This is a genomic window from Balneolaceae bacterium, assembly GCA_034521495.1.
GTDB lineage: Bacteria > Bacteroidota > Rhodothermia > Balneolales > Balneolaceae > Rhodohalobacter.
On record JAXHMK010000009.1, the window covers coordinates 514,109 to 537,615 of the forward strand.

The window sequence follows — 23,507 nt, forward strand, 5'->3', positions numbered from 1 at the left end:
TTATATGAGAGAGATTTTTTCACTCGTTCCGAAGCTCCAGCTTCGGAATGTCAAAGGGAAGCTCTGCTTCACGAAACAAGGGTAGTGCTATAACAGCAATTAGGAAATTGAAGAGTATATTTCCGTTAGTTGTTGCAGAGAAGACTTTCAGAACCAGTATTAGATGTTAAAATCTAAAAGAGCTGATCTTAATTCTTTTTCGACTTCTCAATATTTTCAAGAAGAGTTTCAGCTTCTTTTATAAGATCATCTGCACGTTTTTTTGCATCGGTTACAACATCATCTCCCTTCTTTTTTGCATCCGATGAATATTTTTCTTTTTCATTTTGGAGTTTTTTAATCATCCCATTGATTTCATCAACATACTTGCTCAACTGGTAAGAGAGTCGACCCCGTGTGTTGGATCCTGAATCAGGGGCATAAAGTAACGTAACGACAGTACCAAGTGCAGCTCCTGTTAGCAATCCAAGTGCAAAATCTTTTCCTGATTTACTCATAATAGATAAATGGTTTGTTTTTATTATTTCTTATAAAATATAAAATCCTGATCCAAATATATAGAACTTAGTCTTTATTGATGCTATACATTCATTATATTTCACGCAAATAAAAACCCCTAAAAAAATATTCACTATGAAATTTTTTATTGATACTGCCGATCTGAATGAAATTCAGGAAGCCAATGATCTTGGTGTTCTTGATGGAGTAACAACAAATCCCAGCCTTTGCCATAAAGTAGGAGTCAGTGATTTTGAAGGACATATCGCAAAAATTTGTGAGATTGTTGATGGTGATGTTTCCGCTGAGGTAATTTCAACCGAATATGATGAAATTATAGAAGAAGGAAGAAATATCGCCGAAATCGCGGATAATGTTGTTGTAAAAGTTCCCTTGATTAAAGACGGCATTAAAGCGATTAAAACATTTTCGGAAGAGGGCATTAAAACCAATTGTACACTTTGTTTTTCTGCTACTCAGGCTATGATTGCCGCTAAAGCAGGAGCCACTTACATCTCACCATTTATTGGCCGTGTGGACGATATTTCTAACGATGGAATGACAATTATTGAAGATATTGTTCAAATTTACGACAACTATGGCTTTGAGACGGAGATTCTTGCAGCAAGTATTCGTCATCCAATGCATGTATTAGAAGCTGCAAAACTTGGTGCCGATGTTGCTACAATGCCGTTGAATGTGATTGAGCAATTACTCAAACATCCGCTTACAGATAACGGACTTGAGCGGTTTATCGCCGATTGGGAAAAACTTCAGGAAAGTTTGAAGAAGTAAATACTTACATAAAACGCGTTTACCGGTTAAAGGACTTTCAAGCGTCCTTTTTGGTTATCTGGTAAACGCGTTACATTGTCTTATTGAATTCCGGTAATTTTCATATCTAATGTGTAAACGGCCGTACTGGCAGTTATGAACAGTGTTCTCATGTCAGCTCCGCCAAATGTTACATTGGCTGTCCAGTTTTGGGGAACAGGAATATGTTCAATCTGTTCTCCATTTTGATTGAAAACTGTGACACCATCGCCGGTTAAGTAGAGATTTCCCTCTTCATCCAGAGTCACTCCGTCGGATCCCATCTCAGTAAGCAGAGTTTTGTTTGATAAGGATCCGTCCCCCTCTATGGAATAAGAATAGGTTTTGCCATCTCCAATGTCTGCTACATAGAGAGTGTTACCATCCGGAGTTCCAATAATACCGTTTGGCTGAACCAGATCATCAGCTACGATAATCAGATCCTCCCGATCAGGTGTGAGATAGTAAACCCGCTCTTCCTTGATCTCTTTTTCTGTATGATCCCAATATTCCCGCTGGTAATAAGGGTCGGTAAAATAGATGCCGCCTTTCGGATCCGGCCAGAGATCATTCGGTCCGTTGAGCCGTTTGCCATTATAATCGTCAACCAAAACTTCAACTTCCATATACGGTGTGATGGACCACAACTCATTTTCTTCATCAGCGCATGCAAGCAAATTACCATTATCAGCAAAATAGAGTCCATTCGAGCGGCCCGATTCATCCATAAACTTATTCAACTCGCCCTCAACCGTGTAAATCCAGATGTCGTTATTGGGTTGATCGGTGAAGTAGACGTTTCCTTCACTGTCAGCCGCAGGTCCTTCTGTGAATGAGAATTGGTTGGATACCAGGTTAAGTTTTGCCCCGTCTGCAATGACAGGGCTTTGGGCCTGGAGTGAAAAATTGACAATTAGAAAAAGTGCGAAAACGTAAAAAATTAATCGAACCATCTGTTTAATTATTTGTTGCTTGAGTGATATTTAATTCTCTATCAGGAATGTACCATACATTTTCGTCAAGGTCGATACCGCCATCCATCTGTTTCTGAACAGCTCGATCAACAATAAAAACTCCTTTCACTGCCATATTTTCAAAGGTATCTATTCCATCATTTGGAAAATTCTGACGGGTTCTGTGAATATTATATTGATTTGCAAATCTTCGACCAAAAGCCTCTTCAACACCTTCTTTTCCAAGTATAAATCCCAGAAGTCCTGACCAGGTTGCAGTTGGGTTATCTGAATCCCAGCCGGTAAGTACACCAATTTTAATCGTTTCCTTGAGGTTGCCTTCTCCATAAAAAAGGCTGACTAAACTGGCTCCAAAATTTATCCCTGCCGCAAAGCATCCACTGCACGTCGGTTCGTTCGAAGAGATGGTATAACCGTCGGCTTCCTCAACCTGATACCGCTGATAAAGATTGTCTCTTGCTTCTTCCCAGGTTACACCAGATTCGTACTGTTTTAACACAAAATCATACATTTTTCGTGAATACGATTCTGTAGGTAAACGGTTGGATGCCTGATCTGCTAACCACATAACCTTCTCCTTCATGGACAGATTCTCATCAACCAGAGATGCGAGAGAATGCATAATTACATAAAACTCAGATATCCATGCTGCGTTTTTGCGAGCCGTTGTTCGGATTGGGAGATGGCTCATTTCCAGGGCTACATCAGGACGGGCGGGAGCAAACAACCCAAATATTTCAGTTGTGAGCTGAGCATCAATCATTTCAAAATTTGGATTCAGCTCCGGGTCACTCGTGGCAGGTGGAACTTTGCCTTCAATCATCAAATTAAGAGCTGTCTGGTTTGATACCCAGAGATAATTTTCCTCTTCATGCTTGATATGTTTCAGCCATCCTTCGCGGATCTGCTCACTGGTAAGAATACTCGTTTCATTTTCAAGCAGAAGATGTTGGTACATATATTCAATATCCGTGTCGTCATCGGCTCCCCATACGTCTCCTTCATCCCGAAATACAAAATCGATTGTTTCAGAAATATCACTTGGTTCGTCTGACCAAATATTGGGTTGATCCGGCTGCCCCCAATCGTCACGTGTATAAAATTCACCGGTTTTAATTTCACCCGTATTCCCGATTTTATCCATCTCGGTTACCAAGCCTGTCCAGTTAGCAATATTTTGCGCCAGCCAGAATCCGTAGAGTTTATCGGCATATTCGGCTCTTGAAATGACAATATCCGATTCTTTGGGTTGATACTCTTCATATTCGAAATCCGGATTAACCATCGATGTAGCTGTTGAAGTCTGATTTTCAGACTTATTCTGGTCACATGATGAGAATAGAAATAAACTCATTAACAAAAATAAGATTGTTCCTGAAGGTAGGTTTTTCATATCTGTATCGTACTCTAATTAGAAGTCTCAGAGATAAAATTCTGAATCTCTTTTTGATTTGGAATAGACGGCTGAGCTCCCATTCTTGTAACAGAAAGAGCAGCCGCTGCATGTGCCCAAATAATCGCGTCCTCAATTGATTTTCCAAGTGATACACCAACTGCAAGTGCTCCATTAAAAGTATCACCCGCCGCAGTGGTATCCTCTGCGTTGACTTTAAAACCGGGAATTGTTTTTTGAATGGTTTCACTCATCACAAAAGCTCCTTCAGATCCAAGGGTAAGGATTACTGTCTTAACTCCTCTTGAAAGAAGCTTTTCAGAAGCCTTTTTGGCAGAACTTTCATCCTCAACTCTAATACCAGTCAAAAGTTCGGCTTCTGATTGGTTGGGAGTAAGGATGTCAATTCGCTTGAGAAGGTCGTCACTCAGGGGTTGAGCCGGTGCAGGATTCAGAATCACTTTAACATTATGTTTATTGGCAATTTTAATCGCTTGTTCAATGGTTTCAAGAGGTGTTTCGAGTTGAGCTAAAAGGATATTCCCATCGGCTATAACAGGCTCTGTTTTACCTATTTGTGATGGAGTCAACGTTCCATTCGCACCTGACGCTACGGCAATGCTGTTCTCACCATCTTCACCTACAAAAATAAGCGCTACGCCAGATGGAGTCTCCTCATCAACAAAAATGCTTTCCGTATTGACGCCCTCTTTTTGGAATCCTTCAATGGCTTCTTTTCCAAAGTTGTCGTTCCCGGTGTTGGCGATAAACGTCACATTTCCGCCACTTCTCGCAGCAGCTACAGCCTGATTAGCTCCTTTTCCCCCGGCTGCTTTCACGAATTTTCCGCCAAGAATGGTCTCGCCCGGTGCAGGAATTCTGGGCACTTTTACGATCATATCCGTATTGGAACTACCGACGACAATTATTTTGCTCATGGTTTTTTATAGATCATTATTGTACGGTCATTCTGAGTTTAACTCAGAATCTCCTATCGTAATTTAGGTTTGGGGATTCTGAATCAAGTTCAGAATGACTCATTCATAGTTTTTTGGCCCAAACTGTATTCATTAAGCAACTCTCGCATATATCAAAAGTCCCAGTCCAACTAAAAAGAATAAGAACATGAATGTCAGTAGTGTATTGGTTCCTTTGGGTGCATCTTTAAATTCTTTCCAGATGAAGACTCCCCAGATGGCCGCGACCATGGTAGCTCCTTGTCCAAGTCCGTAAGAGATTGCATCGCCAGCCACTTCGGAAGTATAGTTTGATAAAACCATTCCGATACACCAGATGGCTCCGCCCAGCAGGCCCACGAGATGTCGTTTTGTATTTCCATCCGAGAAGTATTGAGAATATTTCACCTTATCACCGGAAAACGGTTTGGCCATCGCCCAGCTGTTCCAGATAAAATTGGAGAGAAAAAGACCAATGGAGAAGACAAACACAGCGGCGAAGGGTTCCATTTTACCGACCTCCGGATTGCTGAAATCAACGGCAATGGCAACCTGTACGAGGTAGAAAAAGAGTCCCATCAATAAACCACCCACAATTGATACCACAATTCCTTTCGTGGATGTGCTCGAATCTTGTTGCGGAAGGCGGCGGTATGCAACGGCATCAATGATAATGGCGATGGTTACAAGTGTAACGCCGGAAAAAATCAAAACAGCGTTTCCGGTAGGGTCAGCAATATAGTTGATGATTGTACCCTCAACCAGGGCAATGCCAATTCCGATTGGAAAAGCAATAGCCATACCGGCAATATCAATAGCGGCTACGATTAAAATATTTGCCAGGTTAAATACCACTCCGCCAAGCATTGCAAAGAGAATTGCGTAGGCTGAGGCTTGAAGAAGATCTTCGGTAAAACCTCGCCCAACGGTTCCCAGACTTCCAATGGTGAGGCCAAAGAGCAGAGCCATAAGAATAATTCCCAGCGAATAATCCCAGTAGAAGAGTTGAAATGGCCATTTATCACCACTGACGAGTTTTTGGGTATTCGCCCAGGAACCCCAGCTTAACATTGTAATTACCAAGAGAAAAACAGCGAGTGGGTAGGATTCTAAGCCAATCATGTTGGTAGTTTTTGTTAGTTGTTAAGAATCCCATTCGAAGGGCGAATCGAGGGGGATGTTCTCTCACATCGCGCCAACATCCCTCTGAGTTTTTCAAGAACTTGTTGAAAAACTCTGTCTCACTTCAAAGGGAGATTTTTTCATTCACTCCTCATCGTAGAATAAAAATCTTCGAGAATCGCTTCCTTATCAAAGTTTTCCCAGATGGTGATGGATCGGTCATTGTTGGGCCGTTCCTGCCAATCTTCTCCATCTACGATTGGTGCAGGAATCTCTGTTGCTTCTCCCCAATTCGGATTCTTTAAAATAGCCACAGCAACCATATCAAACAGTGCCCGCGATGGCGGATCTCCGTGCAGGTCAATTTCTGAAAATAGGTTTACCGAGTAATCACCAAAGTTAGTGAATTCACCACCGTGGCGACCAGTTACAGGGTCCACCTCAGGACCGGCACCAGGCATGTTTTTTTCAATTTCGGCAGGAGTTGCACGGACCGCGTCAGATCCGCTCGGTTCTCCATATCGAACCATTACAATTTCAAAAGGGACTTCTTGGTTCAGAATGTAATTGAGTGCCGGAATATCGTTTTCCTGGTTGTATTCACCGGGCTCAGGATAATTCGAACCCAACCAAACAATCCGAACATTTTCTTTGATGTCCGGCGCTTTTTCCAGGGCAAGTGCAATGTTAGTCAGCTTACCAACCGGTAACAAAACAAGCTTTTGACCTCTCGGTTTTCGAGCTTCTTCAATAATAAACTCCACAGCGGCATGTCCGTCATACTCAGGTTGATCCAGCGTTGGCCGAATATCTTCAAAATCTTCATTAGCTCCGGGTAGCAGTGGAATTTGCCCCATCACATCAGTCAACTTCATCACGCGTTCAGCTTCTGCCACCTGTTGGTCAATAGCACCTCCGCTATAGGTTGCATTCACTGTAACACCAATCGTGTTAAACAGATCTTCGTTAAAAAACAGATAAGCCATCGCATGCTGATCATCCAGTTCATTATTGGCATCCGTATCAAGTATAATTGGAATCAGGTCGTTCTGCTCATTTTCCGTTGGAGCGTTTTGTTGAGCAGTTTCTGTATCATTTTGTTGTGAACAATTAGCAAAAAACAACAGGCAGGTACAAATTATCAGATAATGCTTCATAACTGAGCAGATCGGTTAAGGTTTCGTGTTTTGACGGAATGGATATTCAAACATAATTGACAAAATAGTTTAATTTTGCAAGTTGATAAGATCCAAATTCCAAATGTTAATTCATCGGCTCAAACTTTTCCGTTCTTCAAATACTTCACCCGGAATAACAGCACCAGCGGAGTTCCCAAAACTATTTCTGATATAGGTAAGAATATCCGCTACTTCCTGATCTGTTAATTGCTGAAAAGCCGGCATCTCCTGGTTATAGATTTCACCGTTTACTTCAATAGGTTCAGAAAGTCCAAGAAGCAGTGTTCGTATCAAACGTCCTTTATCACCGGTAACCCATTCAGTGTTGGCAAGCGGAGGATACATATCTGCAGAGCCCTGGCCTTCCGGTCCATGACAAACCTGGCAATGCCTGACATACAACGTTTGTCCCGTTGCAAATTCCTGCTCATCCACCGGGTGATTCCAGTTTTCACTCAATAGATCGATTGGTTCGGTGTTTTCTTCCAGAACGGGGAGTGATGGGGCGATCTCTACGCCATCCTGAAGAGCTCTGATTCGAATAATTCGATCGCCACCCTCTGGTAGTTGATCGTACATCCAGGGTTGAAATCTGGGATGCCAGTCGGTATTGCTGGTGCTAAAATAGATGCTGCCGTCGGGAGCTGTAGAAACATCTCGAATCCGCCCAAACTCTTTCTGAAAATAGATATGTTCTTCTGTAATCTCCTGCCCGTCATCACTCAAATTCAAAAAACGTAGTGCCCTGCCTTTCATGTTTGCAGCAATTAAACTTTGTTCCCACTCGGGAATGGATGAGTCATTAAAATAAGCCAACCCTGAAATCGCAATCGTGGGAGTCCATGCGATTAAGTGGTTCTTCTATTTGATATTCGGCACAATAGTTTTGTTCAAAGTCCTCATCACAAAAACCGTGAACATCCGGCCAGCCGTAATTTCCGTTTTTCTTTATCAGGTTGATTTCGTCATCGTTGTTGGGACCGTGTTCAGTACTGTAGAACAGTCCGTCATCAGAGAAAGCCAATCCCTGTGGATTTCGATGACCCCGCGACCAGATCGGGCTGCCGGGAATGGGATTATCGTCGGGAATCGATCCATCCAGATTCAAACGAAGGATTTTTCCGACCAGGATTGAATCACTTTGTGTTTGATCCGGCCGTCCCGCATCTCCCATCGAGAAAAAGAGTTTCTTATCAGGAGAAATAATCAATCTGGAACCGTTGTGGTAGGTGTTACCGGGAATACTATCCAGTAAAATTTCAGGGTTGATGAGTGTATCACCCTCAAAAGAATATCGAACAATTCGGGATTGAACTTCCTGTTGAAGATCATCTTCATTGGATTGAAACGTGTAGTGCAGGAAAACGGATGATTCATCAGGATGAACGGCCATACCGAGTAAACCATATGATTTTTTGTAGAGCAGATCGGGAATTTGAAGAACTTCGGCTTGTTCAAGTGTCTCGAGGTTCAAGCGATAGACAGAACCACTCTGTTCCGTAAACCAAAGTTTTCCGGCGATGGACGCATCCACATCCCAGGGTACACCGAGGCTGTCGGCTACTTCTTCAACAATTAAAGAGGAATTTTCCAGTTCGAGGTAGGCGAGAGGTTTGGCTTTATTTGAATCGTTTTGGTTACATGAAATGGCGAAAAATCCGACCAAAAAGAAAAGAGAAATATATTTCAAAACAGTTGGATTAATTAGTAAGCTGATAAAAATATGAGGAAGAATAGATGATTTACAAAAAAGATCCGCGAAGTTTTCAAAAACTTCGCGGATCTAAAAACGAGTCTCAATCCAATTCACTCAGCAAATCTTTCAAATCCAGCGGACGGGTGTACATCTGCAGCGAACCATCCTCTTTTTGAGGCCACTGATCTTTAGGGCGATCCCAATACAATTCCACGCCGTTTTGATCTGGATCATTCAGATAAAGAGCTTCGGAAACACCATGGTCGGAAGCACCCGTCAGTGGATATTCTTCTTCACGTAACCGTTGGAAAATAGCTGCTAAATCTTTTCGGGTTGGATATAAAATGGCGGTATGAAAGAGTCCGGCAGAATTTCGAGGAGCAGGCGGACCGTTTTTGCTGTGCCATGTATTCAACCCGATATGATGATGGTATCCGCCCGCTGAAATGAAAGCCGCGTCCGTTCCGTACATGGTCATCAGTTCAAACCCAAGAAGTCCGCAGTAAAAATCGAGTGAGCGCTGGATGTCCGAGACTTTCAGGTGAACGTGTCCGATGCGTGTTTGAACCGGGATTTTATAGTCTGCTTGTGAAGGCATTTGAATGTGAACGATTAATTTATTTTAGGATAAGTAAAAAAGAATCAACTTCCTATGTTCAGGAGTGGCAAGGGAAGGTACAAATCTCCCCTTGAGGGGAGTGCGACTTTAGTCGCGAGGGGTGTTATCCCCCTTTGTGTTTGACACTTTCCTTCTTCAACTTGCAAATTTTTAAACATTTAAACACCCAACATCGGCAGATGTTTAATTTTGTGATACGTTAAGGCCAGTGAAATACAATGCTTTAATTCCAGCTCTGGAATGTCGTCCGACAAATCAAAAACAATCGCCCGGTTTCCTTCAAATTTGAGTTTGCTACTATACAGTTTCCTGAATGTATCGACCAGGCTTGTTGTACAGGTGAAATACATGGCATATTGATCCGGCTGCTTTTTCTTCCAATCAATGCGAACTGTACTTCCGGTTTTTGTTGTATAGCTTGGCTCACTCCAACTGAGAGTTTCTTCCAGATTGTTCACAATTTCTGATTCGTCTGCTGTATCCAGAATCAATTGACGCAGATGCATCATTTTTGGGCGAACATGATCCGGGTAGGTATTGAATACATCAGCAACTTTTTGGCTTTTAAATGACGTCATTTTCAGTATGAATTTTAAATGGTCTGAGCGTCCCTCGCGTGGAAATTAAAATAAGAGAGCACAAGCGAGACGCTTGCGCTATCAAAGGTTTTTAAGATTGAATTCCCTCTCTACCATGTTGGACAACTTTTTTCCTGGATGGCGCGAGCGTCTCGCTCGTGCCCCTTTTTCTATTGCTTATTCAATTTCATCCGATGCCGGAATTAATCTCGCGGAGAGATCCGGGTCTTCCATATCTTCATCAAAGGGAAACATAGGTCGTTGGATTCGTTCATACTCCAGCCGGTGCAGATCCTGATCAACACCACCCGGAGTCAATGCCATAATCCAGTCCTCTCTCATCTCATACAGTTCCGGAACCAGGTATCCGATTTTCACGACCACAATATCCGTTTCGCGCGGATTCAATCCCAAATTCGTAAAATCACTTTCCTGGTGATACGGTTTTCGTTTTTTGGTGACAATCACATTCACACTTCCAATTTTCACGACCACTTCCGTTTCGGCGTCTTCATCGCCGTGTTCAATTGCAGTGATCTCTCCTTCAAGCAAAATAGGAGGGGAGTAACGATCGTCAACCCGGGCACCTGCATATTCACTAACCGTACCACCGACTCCGGCTTCAACAGCGGCTTCAATAAAATCAGGACCGGGAATAGAAGCGTATATCAATGACGGACCATCCTCTGTCTGAAACTCAGGTCGTTCCAGGATTTGTCTGATGGTCCAGGTTACATCCCCTGCGCCGCCAGCCGTGGGATTATCACCCATATCACTGATGATAAACGGTTGAACATCGCTTTCAATCGCCATATCCAAACTTTCTTCGAGTGAGGCGGTTGGAGCGATAAACTCAAACTCATTTCGTACATCCCAGAAACTTTGTGCCAGCATTTCGGCGGAGCTGGTTACGGCTTCTCTGTTATCTCCCGTAACCATCACAACGGCATGATTTCTTGGTTCATCCGCCCATGGATAGCCCACCCAAATGGCGGCGTCAATCACTCCTTCTTTTTCTGTTACCGGATCCACTTTTGCATACAGGCTTTTCGCGGGTTCTACTCTCGTACTTGTTTTTTCACCGGGCAGTAAAATGGGAACAGGAACCCATGCCTTGTATTCTGGCTTACCTTTGCCGTTTTCGAGCCGGGTGAGCAGATTTCTTACAGCTCGTTCTTTGGATTCAAGGGCATCTTCGTGAGGAGCCATCCGGTAACAGGTAATCAGATCAGAATGACCGGCTAATCTCCGGGATACATTTCCGTGCAGATCCATCGAGGTTGAAATAAGTGTTTCCGTTCCCACAACCTCACGAACCCGTTTGATGAAATCTCCTTCAGGATCATCAATTCCCTGCACGCTCATCGCGCCGTGGATATCAAAAAAGAGTCCGTCGTACGGCAGGTTTTCACGGAGGCGATCCAGCGTTTCTGTAACCAGTGATTCATACGCTTCACGGGTCACAATTCCACCGGGAATGGAATGTCCGCGAAGTGTTGGGAACCACTGAGCGCGCTCGCGGAGGTCATCGCCTTCATCCATAAACGGGTAGTAGGAAAAAACTTCGTCGCCATATCGTGCTTTAAAAGCTTCTTCATGCGTTACAGCTGGCGAAAACGTACTCGATTCAATCGCAATTCCGGCGATAGCTATTCTGGGAAGGTCTGCATTTTCTTCAGATGAGCCGCAAGAGATCGTTGTGAGAAAAAGAAGAGAAACGAAGAGAGATAAAACTGCTTTATTCATAGGAAATACTTTCGGTGTATGGATTTTTTAGAATGATAAAATCTATAATAACTGTAGTCATGACGATTGGCAAGTTCGACATTTCTCTGCGTTACCCAGCGTCCTTTGCGGTTATATTTTTGAAACCGCAGAGAACGCAAAGGTACGCGGAGGATTTTATTGTAGCTTGATGACCAAGCCCTCAACATCTAAATTTATGTGAGGGTTTGATTGGCCAGCCAATCTTAATTCTATTTTGTTGAGATCATTCTGTAATAGTTCAACGGTTCCAAACTCTTTTACAAAGTTTCCGTTTGAGTCCGTTTCGGTTTGATCATCCAGAGTGATTTCAATGGAATTTCCGTTAATTATGGTTTGTAAAACCTTTCCGATTTGGTCTGATGGGTAATGAAGTAGAACAGAAAATTCCTCTTTCTCAGGGTTTAAAATGAACCACTCTTTTTCAACAACGGTCGGCTCCGTTGTGTAATAATCCTCCCCGCTCAGGCTGTGATAATCGATAGCATTTTTCGAGGTCAACCGGTATGAATTGTCATCAGACAGAGCAATTGTATTCGAGGGCACATACTCCAACTCCCCGTCATATTCAATCACAACTACGTTCACCATATCCGTTTCGGGCAGCCCGCTGATATCAATGATGTACTCTTCTCCGGTTTGAATTGCGGTCAATGATTGAGATGGATCAGAAAGAAGATAAGTTTGTGTGGGTTCCGACCGGAGTCCCTCAATCGTTATTTGATCACTCTCGGGCGGATCTGTTATAAATAAAAACTGTCTTCCGGGTTTAGCTGTGACTGTTCCCCAGCTTTGTTCAAAAAGGGGAGAGGTGGTTGTACCGTAGATTGCTTCGCCGTTTTTATCAAGCCAATCGCCGATGGTCAGCAGCACTTCTTTCTCAAATTCCACAACGCTGCCATCGCCTCGTGGACCAATATTCAGCAGGTAGTTTCCGCCATTACTGACGACCTTGATTAACTCTTTTAACTTTTCTGCAGCTTTTTCTTTCGGATTACCACGCTCTTGCCACGATCTGTATCCCCAGGTTTCATCAAACATGGAAGCCGGAGTTTGCCAGAGTGTTCCCATTCTGAAATCGGGAGAGACGTTATCGCCCATCACTACAAAATCGCCCTGGTCGTTCCAGAGTCGTCCGCTGACAAGTGTGTTGGGCTGATGTTTTTTCACCATCTCTTTCAGTTCCCGGCTTTGTTCGAGTGTCGGTTTTCCCATATCAAACCAAATTTCTGAGATGGGACCGTACTCGGTCATCAGTTCCTCTACCTGGTTCAGGTTAAACTGATGATGTTGCGGTGGAATGGAGTCGCTGTTGTGAGAAGAGATCGGCAGAGCGTGTTCATAATCCCAGTCGATGAGGGAGAAGTAGACGCCAAAATCGAGTCCCTGTTCGCGGGTGGCTTCTGCAAGTTCGCCGATGATATCACGGTCATAAGGCGAGGCATCGATGATATCAAAATCAGAATATTCGGTATCGAACAAAGCAAATCCGTCGTGATGTTTGGCTGTAATCACGATAGAATTCATCCCGGCATTTTTGGCTAAAACAGCAACTGAATCCGGGTTCCAGTTTACGGGATTAAACGTGCTGGCCACTTCCCGAAAATCCTCTCTCGGAATATCGCCATGAGCACGAATCTGTTCGCTGTATCCAACTTCTACGCGTTCATCATTCCAAACTCCGCCCAGTTCTGAATACACTCCAAAGTGAATGAACATGGAGTATTTTTGAGATTCCCATTCGGTGATGGCTTGTTCCTGGGTTTGGGATTGGGAAGTTTGTTGAGTCGTAGAGTTTTCTGATTGGCAGTTTATCAGTAAGAAAATTAAGCCAATGGCAGTAAGCATTTTAGTGGTTTTGTAGAGTTTCATGAGAAAACGATAAGAAGCTATGCTAAAAGTAACAACCAAATATTTTTTTTGCTGATTGCTCAGTGTTTAGAGTAGAGTGTCGTAGAAATACACAGTGACAATCAGCGATTCATCTGTGAAATTATGCGAGACGCCGGTCTATTGTTATATTTTAAATTAGCTCAAAACCACGTTCAGCAAAGTTTATATTCCCTCAAGACGGTCGGTGTATACAGATACCAATTTGTTGGTTTCGATCAGGTTTAAAACTTCCGGCCAAATACGATTTAGGAAGCTATGCATCTCTTTTAAACGCATATTGCCTATTTTCAAATGAATAACTTTAGGGGGTGGCTCGGAAACTAATATGGAATTATAAAAATCTGTGTCTTTTGTGATGATAACCAGGTTTTCCTCTCTTGCATATTCCCAAATCTGTTTATCAGTCCATGTATCATTAATATCCGCTTGGTGAATATAATCATCATGATTCCAGAGTGAAAAATAGTAGGGAAGATTAACATCAACTAAAAAACGGGACATCACGCCACGGGTTTAACCGTAAACGTGCTGTCCATGATTTTTGAGGCGAATTCCAGGGCAGCTTTGATATCATCCGGTTCTAAAGAGGGATAAGCCTTTAGCAAGTCTTTTTGCGAATCTCCGGCAGCTAAAAATTCCAGAATGGTTTGTACAGTTATCCTTTTACCCCGGATAGTTGGCTTACCGTTGCAGATCGTTGGATCAACAGTTATTTTGGAAATTAAATTACTCATGATTTTAAAGTACCTTATCCACTTTAAAAACGCAATCGGGCTACTTTAAGTATGATCAAAAGCTTTTTCGATGAAGACAAAGAATAAGTTCTAAATCGCCTCCGACCCTCGTTCTCCGGTACTAATCCGAATGCAATCTTCAAGCGGAGTGATAAAGATCTTACCGTCTCCCGTGGTTTTACCGGGCTCTTTATCTTTGTATCGTGATTTAACTGTTTTGACGATTGTATCAACAGTAATATCTACAAATTCATCGTTGACGGCGATTTCCAGTCGAACTCTTGGAATCAATCCAGGAACTACTTTCTTTCCCCGGTAGATTTCTACGTCCTCCGCTTTACCGTGACCAGAGACACGGCTGACGGTGATTCGCCGGATGTCGGCTTCAATGAGTGCTTCCCGTACTTCATCCAGTTGTGTTTCCCGAATAATGGCTATGACAAGTTTCATGTGTAGGTAATTTAAAGTGTTATTTGAATGGTAGACTTAGATGGGGAAGAAACGATGATATAGTCATTCCGGCCACAGAGCCGGAATCTCCAATCGTTAATAACGGACGGAGATTCCGGGTCAAGCCCGGAATGACTTTTAATGGGTTTTGGAAATTCAACATCGTTGTTCTTACCATCTCAAATTAATTAGGATTGAGCATTCCGTATCCGTGCTCGCTGTGGTAGGCACTGTCAAGGCCTTGCATCTCCTCTTTTGGATCAGACCGGAAGCCTACAAGTTTATTCACAACGAACAACAGGATCAGCGTGAGTATGGCTGCATATGCAATCGCAATCAAAACAGCTGCAACCTGAACGCCCAATTGCTGCCAGACGGTCCAGCTTCCGCCGGCAAGTTCAGCGGCTTCGGCCATCCAGCTATCCCGGATGAAGAATGTGAGGAGAATCGCCCCAACAATTCCGCCAACTCCGTGAATTCCAAAAGCATCAAGGCTGTCATCATATCCCAATTTGTTTTTCGCAATAATGGCGATGTAGCAGAAAACAGATGCAAAGATTCCAAGCATAAAGGCTCCGAACGGTTGAACCACACCGGCTGCGGGAGTTACAGCAACCAAACCGGCTAAAATCCCTGACATGATGCCCAAAGCCGTAGCTTTGCCCTGGTGCCACGTTTCAATAACCATCCATGTAATCGCTCCGGATGCAGCGGCAACTTGTGTCGCAGTCAATGCCTGGGCCGTGCTCAAACCACTGGCAACAGAACTGCCCGCGTTGAATCCAAACCAGCCAACCCAGAGAAGTCCGCCGCCAATCATAGTCATTACTAAATTGCTGGGCGGCATGTTTGTGACCGGAAATCCGCGTCTTGCACCAAGATAGATGGCTGCAACCAAGCCGCTGACACCGGCTGAGATATGAACGACAGTTCCGCCGGCAAAATCAATTGCGCCGTTGGCGCCGAGGTTGAAAAGGAATCCGTCTTCAGCCCATACCCAGTGGCAGAGCGGATTGTAAACAAGGAGTCCCCAGAGAGCAATAAACAAGCAATAGGATTTGAACTTCACACGCTCGGCAAAAGCACCGGCAATCAGCGCGGGAGTTATAATCGCAAATTTGCCCTGGAACATGCTGAACACATATTCGGGAACTCCGGCATCCATTATTGCATCATCAATTCCGGTTAAAAACACATAGCTGGGATTCCAGCCAAACCATCCGCCAAAGACGTTGGGGCCAAAAGCCATCGCGTATCCAACGGCCACCCATAATACAGTCATGATCCCCATCGCGGCAAAGCTGTGCATCATCGTACCGAGAACGTTTTTTGTGCGAACCAGTCCGCCATAAAACATAGCGAGGCCGGGAATCATCAATAGTACGAGTGCTGTTGAGACGAGCATCCAGGCAGTAGTACCTGTATCAATAGTTGCCCCGTCTTGCGCAAGTGCTGGAGTTGAGATTAAGAGAAAGGTTAGTAGCAGTAGAGGGAATTTTCCCCAGTTTTTTATTTTCATATTTGTTGATTTGATAGACTTTAAGGTAGACGCCTGAAAATCTATAATATTTTACCAAACAATACAAAGTTAAAATTGATTATTTCATAAAGTTATTAGATATAAGTTAGTTATTAGTTAAAAAATTAATGATTAAGACAATATTTATTAATTAAGTTTGATGTGTAAGCGGTTTCATAAATATGAATCCTTATTTTTTAAGGAATCTTTTTATAGACAAGAAAATGAGGAGATCGAAAAAATTGAAGAATGTTGAATATGCTAATTCTAAGTCCAATGTAATTAACGGCTGGTTTTTTACGCCCTCAGGCCCATAAAAGAAAACTCAAGTCACAAAATTATCGGAAAAATTTTCAAACCGATATTCTTCACTGGCAGGTACTAAAAGCAGATCTCCGGGTGAGGAATCTGTTCGAGTATCAGACAATACAAATTCTCAGGACCCGCTGGAAATTATATACATTTTATCCCGGGTATGTGGAGTTTGCTTGGCAACTTTAACGGGCTTGTGGATTTCAACGGAAAGAGTTCCATGTTTAAACAACTCGATAAATTCATTGCCGGATTCATGAAGTTTTTTTACGAGTCTTTGAGTGAAACTTTGAAGTTCTTGTCTTCCATAAGATTTCAAATTTTGGGGTATGTCAATCATTAAAGGTAAGCGTAAATGTAGTTCCCTCATTAATTTTACTTTCCACTGAAATTTTTCCTCCCAAATTTGTGATGTGATTGTAAACAAGGTAAAGCCCAATACCTTTACTGTCAGGATGATCATGGAATTTTTGATGTAGCCCAAAAACTTTCCCTTTCAATTTCTCGCTGTCGAAACCTCTGCCATTATCTGAAAAAATAAGCTGCTTATCGCCATTATTTATTTCAGTAGTTATTGAAATGACAGGATTACGATCTGGATGAGCGTATTTAACTGAATTTGTAATCAGGTTTAAAAATATGCTCTCAAGGTATGACCGATTGAAATTAAGTGTATCAAAATCATCTAATTGAATGTTAAATGTGGTATCTGAATCCCGGATGAAAGAACTGATCGATTTTTTAACAGTGTTTAAAACCTGTCTTACATCCAACTCGCTGGTTTCTAATTTTAAAGCATCCTCTCGATTGAGGTGATCTACATAATTATCTAATGTCTCTTTCAAATTTTCTGAGGCTCTTTTAAGAAGTCCGAGAAACTCCAGTGTCTCTTCATCCTTGATGGTTGATGTATCAATCAAATTAAAAACAGCTAAAAGATTACTGACAGGAGATCGCAAATCATGTGATGTTGTATATGTCAGTTGTTTTAATCGTTTATTGGAGGCTGTCAATTCCGTAAGCAACTGATTTCGTTCATTCTCGTGCTTTTTGAGGTGAGTTATATCTTTGGCAATAGCATAAACTAACTCTTTGTCATCAATGGGGATGGAAGTCCATGACAGCCAGATTGTTTTTCCTGTTTTGGTAAGATATCTGTTTTCATAATACAGAAGTGGTTTCCCACTCCGAATTTTCTCACGATATTTTTCCGTTAGTTCCTGATCCTCCGGGTGAATAAATGAATTTATTGGCTGTGAAAGCAGCTCCTCCTTTGAGTACTCCAAAATATTACAGAGGGCTGGGTTTACTTTTTTGAAATAACCATCAAATCCAGCAATGCAAAGCAAGTCAGATGACAATTCAAAAAAAGGTATGAGTGAATAATCCGAATCCGGCTTATTTTCTGATTTATCTTCAGTGCTCATCAATTTGCAGATTTAAAAAAATATAATTGCCTAAAGTCTATTCCCTCTCCAGGAATGTATCATTCAATCGAAAGGTGATACAAATTGCGTGAAAATCATAAGCTTTTCCAATCAAATTTCCCGATTTATTTTTGACTGACGTAAGAACTCAGGGAAGCCTACTTCGGGACGATTTGTGGTGAGCTGATTCTGGACATGAATACTTTTTATAAAATAAAACCGATTTAAAAAATGTTCGTCACCCGTATTTTTTATAAACCCGGCATCACTTTTTATAGATGAGCTGGTTACCTTGTAGAAGAGATTATTTAAATAACAGTTTCGAAGATATGAGTAAAACAACGAAACAGTATTTATTTTCAGAACTAAAGCATTTTTTGAACCAAAAGGAATCCTATCCGCACCAGGTGGATGAGATCGAGCACATCCAGACTCATATTTCGCATCTGTTTCTCGCGGGCTCATTTGTGTACAAAATCAAAAAGCCAGTGGATTTTGGTTTCCTGGACTACAGTACGCTTCAGAAGAGAAGAAAATACTGCCAACGTGAAATTGAACTTAACCGGCGTCTCAGCGATGATATTTATTTGGGCGTGATTGGAATTGCAAGGGATAACGGAAAGTATCATTTTGAGCCGGATAATCCGGATTCAGATGCAATTATAGAGTATGCTGTAAAAATGCGGAAACTACCCGAAGAGTATTTTCTGGATCAAATTGTTAAAGAAGGTAACCTGGAAAATGAACATCTGAATCGTGTTGCCGATATTTTAACAGCGTTTTATCAGGAACAGAATAATAAGCAGGATCTGTTGAAATGGGGCAAGATTGAAACCATTCAACAAAATACAGATGAAAATTTCGAACAAACAGAGAAATTCATCGGCCAAACAATCTCCCGGAATAGTTATGACGCCATCCGGTATTTTACAGATCACTATTATCATCAGAATGAAGAACTGTTCAGACGGCGTATGGAAAACGGTTTAATTGTAGACGGCCATGGAGATCTGCACCTGGAACACATCCATATTACACCCCAAAAAGTTCAGATATACGACTGTATTGAATTTAATGAACGGTTTCGCTACGGAGATCTTGCTGCCGACCTTGCCTTCCTGGCGATGGACCTGGATTTCAACAACTGCAGCCGTCAGGAACGGTACTTTGTTCAGCTGATGTCTGAAAAACTGGAAGATGAAGAGCTGTTGAAGATTATTGATTTCTACAAATGTTATCGTGCTTACGTGAAGGGAAAAGTGAAAAGCCTGCAAAGCGTGGAAGAGGAAGTGCCAAAGGAAAACCGGAAGCAGCTATCAGAGCGGGCCGACCGTTATTTTAATCTATCGCTGAACTACACCCTGGTAGGATCGCAACCGGTTGTTGTTGTTTTTATGGGGAGGATAGCTACGGGCAAGAGCACACTGGCCAAGAGATTATCAGAGCAAATAAATATTGAGTGCTACTCGTCAGACAGAGTTCGGAAATCACAGGCAGGCTTAGAGATTGATAAGCGAACTCCTTCTCAAAAAAGACGATCTCTCTACTCTGCGGATATGTCAGAGAAAACCTATAACATATTGATTTCAAATGCGATTGAATCTGTTAAAAATGGAAATTCAGTAATACTGGATGCTACATTCAGCAGGAAAAAATACAGGAAAATATTTGTTGATCGATTAATGAGAGAAGAGATCTCCTATCTTTTTATAGAAGTTTGCGCAGATGATAGTACCATAATTGAACGACTAAAGGCCAGGGAGAATAAAGAAGAGATAATTTCAGATGCGCGGCTTGAAGATTTTGATACACTAACCGCTGGTTATGAAAAACCATTGGAAATAGACCAGGATCATATTATTTCCATTCAGACGGCTCAACCGGGAGAAGATACTATTGAACAACTGTACAGGAAAATGATTGATAATCACTTAAAGCGTTAATCCGTCATCAAATCTTATTGTAAGACGAACATCAGGCTTCACCAATTAAATTTTCTGCAATTTTGGATGAAGATAAAACACCGGGCAGACCTGCTCCGGGATGAGTTCCCGCTCCCACAAAATAGAGATTATCCACATCTTCAGATCTGTTATGGGGCCGAAACCATGCCGATTGCGTAAGAATCGGCTCAACCGAAAATGCCGAACCTTTGTAACTGTTGAGGGTATTTTGAAAGTGAAGCGGATCGATGGTATGTTCCGCGACGATATTCTCTTGAAGATCCGGCAGGTAGTTTTCTTCCAGGAAATGTATAATGGCATCGCGGTATTTTGGTGTCATTTCGTTCCAATCGGTACCACTGTCGAGATGGGGGACAGGAGAGAGCACATAAAACGCCTCATGGCCTTCCGGTGCCATCGATGGATCGGTTATTGTGGGCATGTGCAGGTAGAGCGAAAAATCATCAGCCAGCTCTTTTTTATGAAAGATGTCTTTTAGCAGTCCTTTGTATCGCTCACCCAAAATGATGTTGTGATGAGCCAGACCTGAATCGAGATATCGTTTTTTGGTCCCGAAATAGATCACAAAAAGCGACATGCTGTACTTCGTCCGCTCAATTTTTCGGTCGGTATATTTTTTTCGATGTTTTGGGTTGATGAGATTCTTATAGGTGAAAGCAACGTCTGCATTGGAAACGACAACATCCGCCATCTGGATATCTCCGTTTTTTAACCGAACTCCAGATGCTTTTCCATTTTTTACTAAGATTTCTTCAATCTCGGAATTCAGATGGATCTTCCCGCCCTGATCTTCAATCAGATTGCACAAGGCTTCCACAATCGCGCCGGTTCCTCCCATTGCATAGTGCACTCCCCATTCGCGTTCAAGGTAGTGGATCATCGCATAGATAGAGGTGGTATCAAACGGATTCCCGCCAACCAGCAGCGGATGAAATGAAAAACACCGGCGAAGAAAATCATCTTCAATAAATTGCGAGACATAACTATAAACCGACTTGTAAGATTGAAGTTTGATGAGATCCGGAGCTACCTTCAGCATATCCGTAAACTTCAGGAATGGTTTGTCTGCCAGTTCAACGAAACCTTTGTCAAAAATAGCCTTTGTGGTTTTTATAAACCTTTCATATCCATCGGCATCTTTTGGGTTTCTTTTTCTAATCTCTTCAAGTGTGAATTCGTGGTCATTATTGTAGTCGAATTGCCTTCCTTCATGGTCAAAAATGCGGTAAAATGGATTGCAGGGCACAAACTCTATGTAATCTTCTCGTTTTTTACCAGCTGCTTCAAAAATATCATCAAACATGAAGGGGGCAGTAATAACGGTAGGACCACCATCGAATTTAAATCCATCGATTTCGTAGACATAAGCACGTCCGCCGGGTTTATCTCTCTTTTCAAAAAGAGTTACATTATGACCTTGAGAGAGCAATCTTGAGGCAGCTCCAAGTCCGCCAAATCCTGTTCCAATAACTATGATATCTTTTTTCATAAACTATTTTTTCTTTTCCTCGCATTTCTTAACCAAAAAGGAAGAGGAATCAATCCGCAGGGGTGAGATTTTTTCGAATTAAGATTGAAGAAGGCTTTGCAAAACTCTGACCGTCATCCTGAACTTGATTCAGGATCTCCTGATACTGGCTATAAAGACGAATGGAGAATCTGAATCGAGTTCAGATTGACGCATACCTACGGTTTTGCAAAGCCTTCTTGAAAATCCACTCTTGCCTGTCCCGATGCTTTTTATCGGGGAGAGGAGAAAAGTCAGACTGTGTAGAGGATGACGAGGGGTATGTTTCGTCGATTTCTGCAAAAAAAACCTGAAATGGGATGGCGCAAGCGTCTCGCTTGTGCCTTCTCCGGTTACAATCACGAGCGATATTTCGGGGCAGGCTGCTCGCGCTATCATCTCACCCCTCTGAATCAGAACACCCCTCCCCAGATAAATCCGGGACTCCCCTCAAGGGTAGATTTACTCATCTTTAATTCTCAATCTGTTTCACAAACCCCTCAATACCTTTTTGGTTCAGTTTATTCAGATCGTCTCTTGCTTGTGCGGGATTAGTATAAGTTCCATAATAAACCCGATAGATTGTTTTTCCCTGAATAGTTACTTGTTCCACTCGCGATCCGGAAATTTGATTAGAAAGATTATCAGCTTCAGATTCTCTCTTAAAAGCAGCAAGTTGAATAGTAAATGTTTCCGTGTTACTTATATTTTGCTGATCAATCGGGCGGTCGCCTTCGCGAACTACCATCAGGCGTACACTTGTAGTGCCAGAGCCAATCATGTCGATTTCTTGTGCCGCTTTTCTTGAGAGATCGATAATTCGATTGTCTACATACGGACCGCGATCATTGATCCTCACAACAACCGATTTGCCATTTTCAACATTATCAACCCGAACCATGGTATTGAACGGCAAAGTTTTATGAGCAGCCGTGTAATCATTCATGTTGTACCGTTCGCCGTTCGCCGTGAGTTTGCCATGAAAATTGGGGCCATACCAGCTTGCAATTCCGCTGCCGATGATGGCACCTTCTCGGGATGTTTCGGGCGGTGAGGTTCGCCGCACAACTCCGCAAGATGAGACGATCAGTAAAAGAACGCCTAACGAAACAGCGAAAATAATTTTAGAATGTTTTACTGACATGTTACGGTTACAGATGATATTTTGGGCACTGAATCTTAAGGATCTTTGTCTTTTACACGGCTACGAAAATATAGGACTTATAGATTTATAAACTCATATCAGATTAACAAATTGTTTTAACAACCCCTGATGGCACTTTCTGTTACGATTATTATAATTGGCATTACTTGCATTATCTCTTTGATTGCTCTTTATGGAAATGAAGCTCTGTATGAAAAAGGGATGCTCCGTCCATATCGAACAGTGAGAAAAAATACCTGGTATGAGCTGATCAGTTCAGGTTTTTTACATGGCAGCCTGGCTCACCTCCTGGTAAATATGTTCGTTTTATACTTTTTTGGATCTGTGATGGAGCAGGTTCTCGGCGTTTTTCATTTCATAGCTCTTTATATAAGTGGTTTGGCAGTATCCTCTATTCCATCATTTATTTTTCACAGAGATAACCCAAATTATGCTACAATCGGTGCTTCAGGAGCCGTGGAGGCCGTATTATTTAGCTATATTTTTGTATTTCCTACAGAGAAATTAATACTCCTTTTACTGCCCATTCCTATTCCCGCATGGCTTTTTGGAATCGCTTTCCTGGCATACAGTATTTATGAAGGACAAAAAGGATCAATGAAGATCAATCACGAAGCGCACATTGCCGGAGCGATCTGGGGAATTTTATACCTTCTCTTCTTTGTGCCCAATAGCGTTGACCATATTTTGACGGTGTTTGGCCTCTTGTAAATAGAAAAACATGGTATTTCTCCTGCTGATGTAAGATTAAACATCAGCACAAATTGAGTTGAAGTTGATCTCACATTTTCAACTTTTTAAGAAATACCATGTTTTCAGCAATGAAGATGTAAGCACGAGCGGGACGCTCGCGCTATTTCATTCTTTCATTAGTAACCGAACTCTGCGAGGACCTGACGGACTCTCGCAGGTTCTGCACTTTTATCTCTTTTTCTTGCGCTATTC

At 42.3% G+C, this 23,507-nt stretch carries 22 protein-coding genes; 3 read left to right on the plus strand and 19 right to left on the minus strand.

The genetic code is table 11. From position 1 onward, the window contains the following. Positions 1-188 precede the first annotated feature (188 nt). The gene (locus tag U5K72_07260) at positions 189-497 is read right to left on the minus strand and encodes a YtxH domain-containing protein (protein ID MDZ7718595.1); all 309 of its coding nucleotides are present in this window, start codon (positions 495-497) and stop codon (positions 189-191) included. 136 nt (positions 498-633) lie between these two features. Here U5K72_07260 and fsa point away from each other — a divergent pair, with 136 nt between their 5' ends. Beyond that, positions 634-1,293 (plus strand): fructose-6-phosphate aldolase, encoded by a 660-nt coding sequence (gene fsa / locus U5K72_07265; protein ID MDZ7718596.1) that lies wholly within the window; start codon positions 634-636, stop codon positions 1,291-1,293. An 80-nt stretch (positions 1,294-1,373) separates the two neighbouring features. On the opposite strand, the gene U5K72_07270 is transcribed toward fsa, so the two are convergent. The 16 genes from U5K72_07270 to U5K72_07345 all read right to left on the minus strand — a co-directional run bounded on the left by U5K72_07270 (position 1,374) and on the right by U5K72_07345 (position 17,926). Continuing rightward, positions 1,374-2,264 (minus strand): SMP-30/gluconolactonase/LRE family protein, encoded by an 891-nt coding sequence (locus U5K72_07270; protein ID MDZ7718597.1) that lies wholly within the window; start codon positions 2,262-2,264, stop codon positions 1,374-1,376. Positions 2,265-2,268: 4 nt separating this feature from the next. Next, on the minus strand, positions 2,269-3,639 hold the full coding sequence (locus tag U5K72_07275; GenBank protein MDZ7718598.1) for an ADP-ribosylglycohydrolase family protein: 1,371 nt from the start codon (positions 3,637-3,639) through the stop codon (positions 2,269-2,271). 53 nt (positions 3,640-3,692) lie between these two features. Then, positions 3,693-4,616: a ribokinase gene (gene rbsK, locus U5K72_07280; GenBank protein ID MDZ7718599.1), complete on the minus strand. Its 924-nt coding sequence runs from the start codon at positions 4,614-4,616 to the stop codon at positions 3,693-3,695. 132 nt (positions 4,617-4,748) lie between these two features. Further along, positions 4,749-5,756 (minus strand): GRP family sugar transporter, encoded by a 1,008-nt coding sequence (locus U5K72_07285; protein MDZ7718600.1) that lies wholly within the window; start codon positions 5,754-5,756, stop codon positions 4,749-4,751. A gap of 140 nt (positions 5,757-5,896) precedes the next feature. After that, positions 5,897-6,913, minus strand: coding sequence for a nucleoside hydrolase (locus tag U5K72_07290; protein ID MDZ7718601.1), 1,017 nt, complete (start codon positions 6,911-6,913; stop codon positions 5,897-5,899). Positions 6,914-7,024: 111 nt separating this feature from the next. Further along, entirely contained in the window at positions 7,025-7,750 is a 726-nt protein-coding gene (locus tag U5K72_07295) for a PQQ-dependent sugar dehydrogenase (protein ID MDZ7718602.1), read from the minus strand. Next, positions 7,737-8,624, minus strand: coding sequence for a PQQ-dependent sugar dehydrogenase (locus U5K72_07300; GenBank protein ID MDZ7718603.1), 888 nt, complete (start codon positions 8,622-8,624; stop codon positions 7,737-7,739). Before U5K72_07300 ends, U5K72_07295 begins: the two co-directional genes overlap by 14 nt. A 106-nt stretch (positions 8,625-8,730) precedes the next feature. Then, positions 8,731-9,228 carry a VOC family protein gene (locus tag U5K72_07305; protein ID MDZ7718604.1) on the minus strand — a complete coding sequence of 166 codons (498 nt, stop codon included), beginning with the start codon at positions 9,226-9,228 and terminating at the stop codon, positions 8,731-8,733. A gap of 179 nt (positions 9,229-9,407) precedes the next feature. Then, positions 9,408-9,827 carry a DUF1801 domain-containing protein gene (locus U5K72_07310; GenBank protein MDZ7718605.1) on the minus strand — a complete coding sequence of 140 codons (420 nt, stop codon included), beginning with the start codon at positions 9,825-9,827 and terminating at the stop codon, positions 9,408-9,410. Positions 9,828-10,004: 177 nt separating this feature from the next. Next, positions 10,005-11,573: a M81 family metallopeptidase gene (locus U5K72_07315; GenBank protein ID MDZ7718606.1), complete on the minus strand. Its 1,569-nt coding sequence runs from the start codon at positions 11,571-11,573 to the stop codon at positions 10,005-10,007. Between the two features lie 156 nt (positions 11,574-11,729). After that, positions 11,730-13,463 (minus strand): alpha-L-fucosidase, encoded by a 1,734-nt coding sequence (locus U5K72_07320; protein MDZ7718607.1) that lies wholly within the window; start codon positions 13,461-13,463, stop codon positions 11,730-11,732. A gap of 183 nt (positions 13,464-13,646) precedes the next feature. Then, on the minus strand, positions 13,647-13,985 hold the full coding sequence (locus U5K72_07325) for a DUF5615 family PIN-like protein (protein MDZ7718608.1): 339 nt from the start codon (positions 13,983-13,985) through the stop codon (positions 13,647-13,649). Then, complete coding sequence (locus U5K72_07330) at positions 13,985-14,218, minus strand: DUF433 domain-containing protein (protein MDZ7718609.1); 234 nt, start codon at positions 14,216-14,218, stop codon at positions 13,985-13,987. The genes U5K72_07325 and U5K72_07330 overlap by 1 nt, the downstream gene beginning before the upstream one ends. A 90-nt stretch (positions 14,219-14,308) precedes the next feature. Then, the gene (locus U5K72_07335) at positions 14,309-14,668 is read right to left on the minus strand and encodes a P-II family nitrogen regulator (protein ID MDZ7718610.1); all 360 of its coding nucleotides are present in this window, start codon (positions 14,666-14,668) and stop codon (positions 14,309-14,311) included. A 184-nt stretch (positions 14,669-14,852) separates the two neighbouring features. Then, positions 14,853-16,187: an ammonium transporter gene (locus tag U5K72_07340; GenBank protein MDZ7718611.1), complete on the minus strand. Its 1,335-nt coding sequence runs from the start codon at positions 16,185-16,187 to the stop codon at positions 14,853-14,855. A gap of 644 nt (positions 16,188-16,831) precedes the next feature. After that, the gene (locus U5K72_07345) at positions 16,832-17,926 is read right to left on the minus strand and encodes a PAS domain-containing sensor histidine kinase (GenBank protein ID MDZ7718612.1); all 1,095 of its coding nucleotides are present in this window, start codon (positions 17,924-17,926) and stop codon (positions 16,832-16,834) included. Between the two features lie 329 nt (positions 17,927-18,255). Between U5K72_07345 and U5K72_07350 the strand changes: the two genes are divergently transcribed. Beyond that, complete coding sequence (locus U5K72_07350; GenBank protein MDZ7718613.1) at positions 18,256-19,869, plus strand: AAA family ATPase; 1,614 nt, start codon at positions 18,256-18,258, stop codon at positions 19,867-19,869. A 31-nt stretch (positions 19,870-19,900) separates the two neighbouring features. Here the strand turns inward: U5K72_07350 and U5K72_07355 are convergent, their stop codons facing one another. After that, positions 19,901-21,379 (minus strand): phytoene desaturase, encoded by a 1,479-nt coding sequence (locus U5K72_07355; protein ID MDZ7718614.1) that lies wholly within the window; start codon positions 21,377-21,379, stop codon positions 19,901-19,903. A 490-nt stretch (positions 21,380-21,869) separates the two neighbouring features. Continuing rightward, positions 21,870-22,541, minus strand: coding sequence for a septal ring lytic transglycosylase RlpA family protein (locus U5K72_07360; GenBank protein MDZ7718615.1), 672 nt, complete (start codon positions 22,539-22,541; stop codon positions 21,870-21,872). Between the two features lie 129 nt (positions 22,542-22,670). Here U5K72_07360 and U5K72_07365 point away from each other — a divergent pair, with 129 nt between their 5' ends. Then, on the plus strand, positions 22,671-23,273 hold the full coding sequence (locus U5K72_07365) for a rhomboid family intramembrane serine protease (GenBank protein MDZ7718616.1): 603 nt from the start codon (positions 22,671-22,673) through the stop codon (positions 23,271-23,273). Positions 23,274-23,507 lie beyond the last annotated feature (234 nt).

Bases quoted from the DNA above. Each gene is read 5' to 3' on its own strand.
- U5K72_07345 (MDZ7718612.1), bottom strand. From the start codon at position 17,926: ATGAGCACTGAAGATAAATCAGAAAATAAGCCGGATTCGGATTATTCA.
- U5K72_07360 (MDZ7718615.1), bottom strand. From the start codon at position 22,541: ATGTCAGTAAAACATTCTAAAATTATTTTCGCTGTTTCGTTAGGCGTT.
- U5K72_07355 (MDZ7718614.1), bottom strand. From the start codon at position 21,379: ATGAAAAAAGATATCATAGTTATTGGAACAGGATTTGGCGGACTTGGA.
- rbsK (MDZ7718599.1), bottom strand. From the start codon at position 4,616: ATGAGCAAAATAATTGTCGTCGGTAGTTCCAATACGGATATGATCGTA.
- U5K72_07275 (MDZ7718598.1), bottom strand. From the start codon at position 3,639: ATGAGTTTATTTCTATTCTCATCATGTGACCAGAATAAGTCTGAAAAT.
- U5K72_07335 (MDZ7718610.1), bottom strand. From the start codon at position 14,668: ATGAAACTTGTCATAGCCATTATTCGGGAAACACAACTGGATGAAGTA.
- U5K72_07260 (MDZ7718595.1), bottom strand. From the start codon at position 497: ATGAGTAAATCAGGAAAAGATTTTGCACTTGGATTGCTAACAGGAGCT.
- U5K72_07350 (MDZ7718613.1), top strand. From the start codon at position 18,256: ATGAGTAAAACAACGAAACAGTATTTATTTTCAGAACTAAAGCATTTT.
- U5K72_07285 (MDZ7718600.1), bottom strand. From the start codon at position 5,756: ATGATTGGCTTAGAATCCTACCCACTCGCTGTTTTTCTCTTGGTAATT.
- U5K72_07290 (MDZ7718601.1), bottom strand. From the start codon at position 6,913: ATGAAGCATTATCTGATAATTTGTACCTGCCTGTTGTTTTTTGCTAAT.
- U5K72_07365 (MDZ7718616.1), top strand. From the start codon at position 22,671: ATGGCACTTTCTGTTACGATTATTATAATTGGCATTACTTGCATTATC.
- U5K72_07270 (MDZ7718597.1), bottom strand. From the start codon at position 2,264: ATGGTTCGATTAATTTTTTACGTTTTCGCACTTTTTCTAATTGTCAAT.
- U5K72_07305 (MDZ7718604.1), bottom strand. From the start codon at position 9,228: ATGCCTTCACAAGCAGACTATAAAATCCCGGTTCAAACACGCATCGGA.
- U5K72_07310 (MDZ7718605.1), bottom strand. From the start codon at position 9,827: ATGACGTCATTTAAAAGCCAAAAAGTTGCTGATGTATTCAATACCTAC.
- U5K72_07320 (MDZ7718607.1), bottom strand. From the start codon at position 13,463: ATGAAACTCTACAAAACCACTAAAATGCTTACTGCCATTGGCTTAATT.
- U5K72_07315 (MDZ7718606.1), bottom strand. From the start codon at position 11,573: ATGAATAAAGCAGTTTTATCTCTCTTCGTTTCTCTTCTTTTTCTCACA.
- U5K72_07340 (MDZ7718611.1), bottom strand. From the start codon at position 16,187: ATGAAAATAAAAAACTGGGGAAAATTCCCTCTACTGCTACTAACCTTT.
- U5K72_07330 (MDZ7718609.1), bottom strand. From the start codon at position 14,218: ATGAGTAATTTAATTTCCAAAATAACTGTTGATCCAACGATCTGCAAC.
- fsa (MDZ7718596.1), top strand. From the start codon at position 634: ATGAAATTTTTTATTGATACTGCCGATCTGAATGAAATTCAGGAAGCC.
- U5K72_07325 (MDZ7718608.1), bottom strand. From the start codon at position 13,985: ATGTCCCGTTTTTTAGTTGATGTTAATCTTCCCTACTATTTTTCACTC.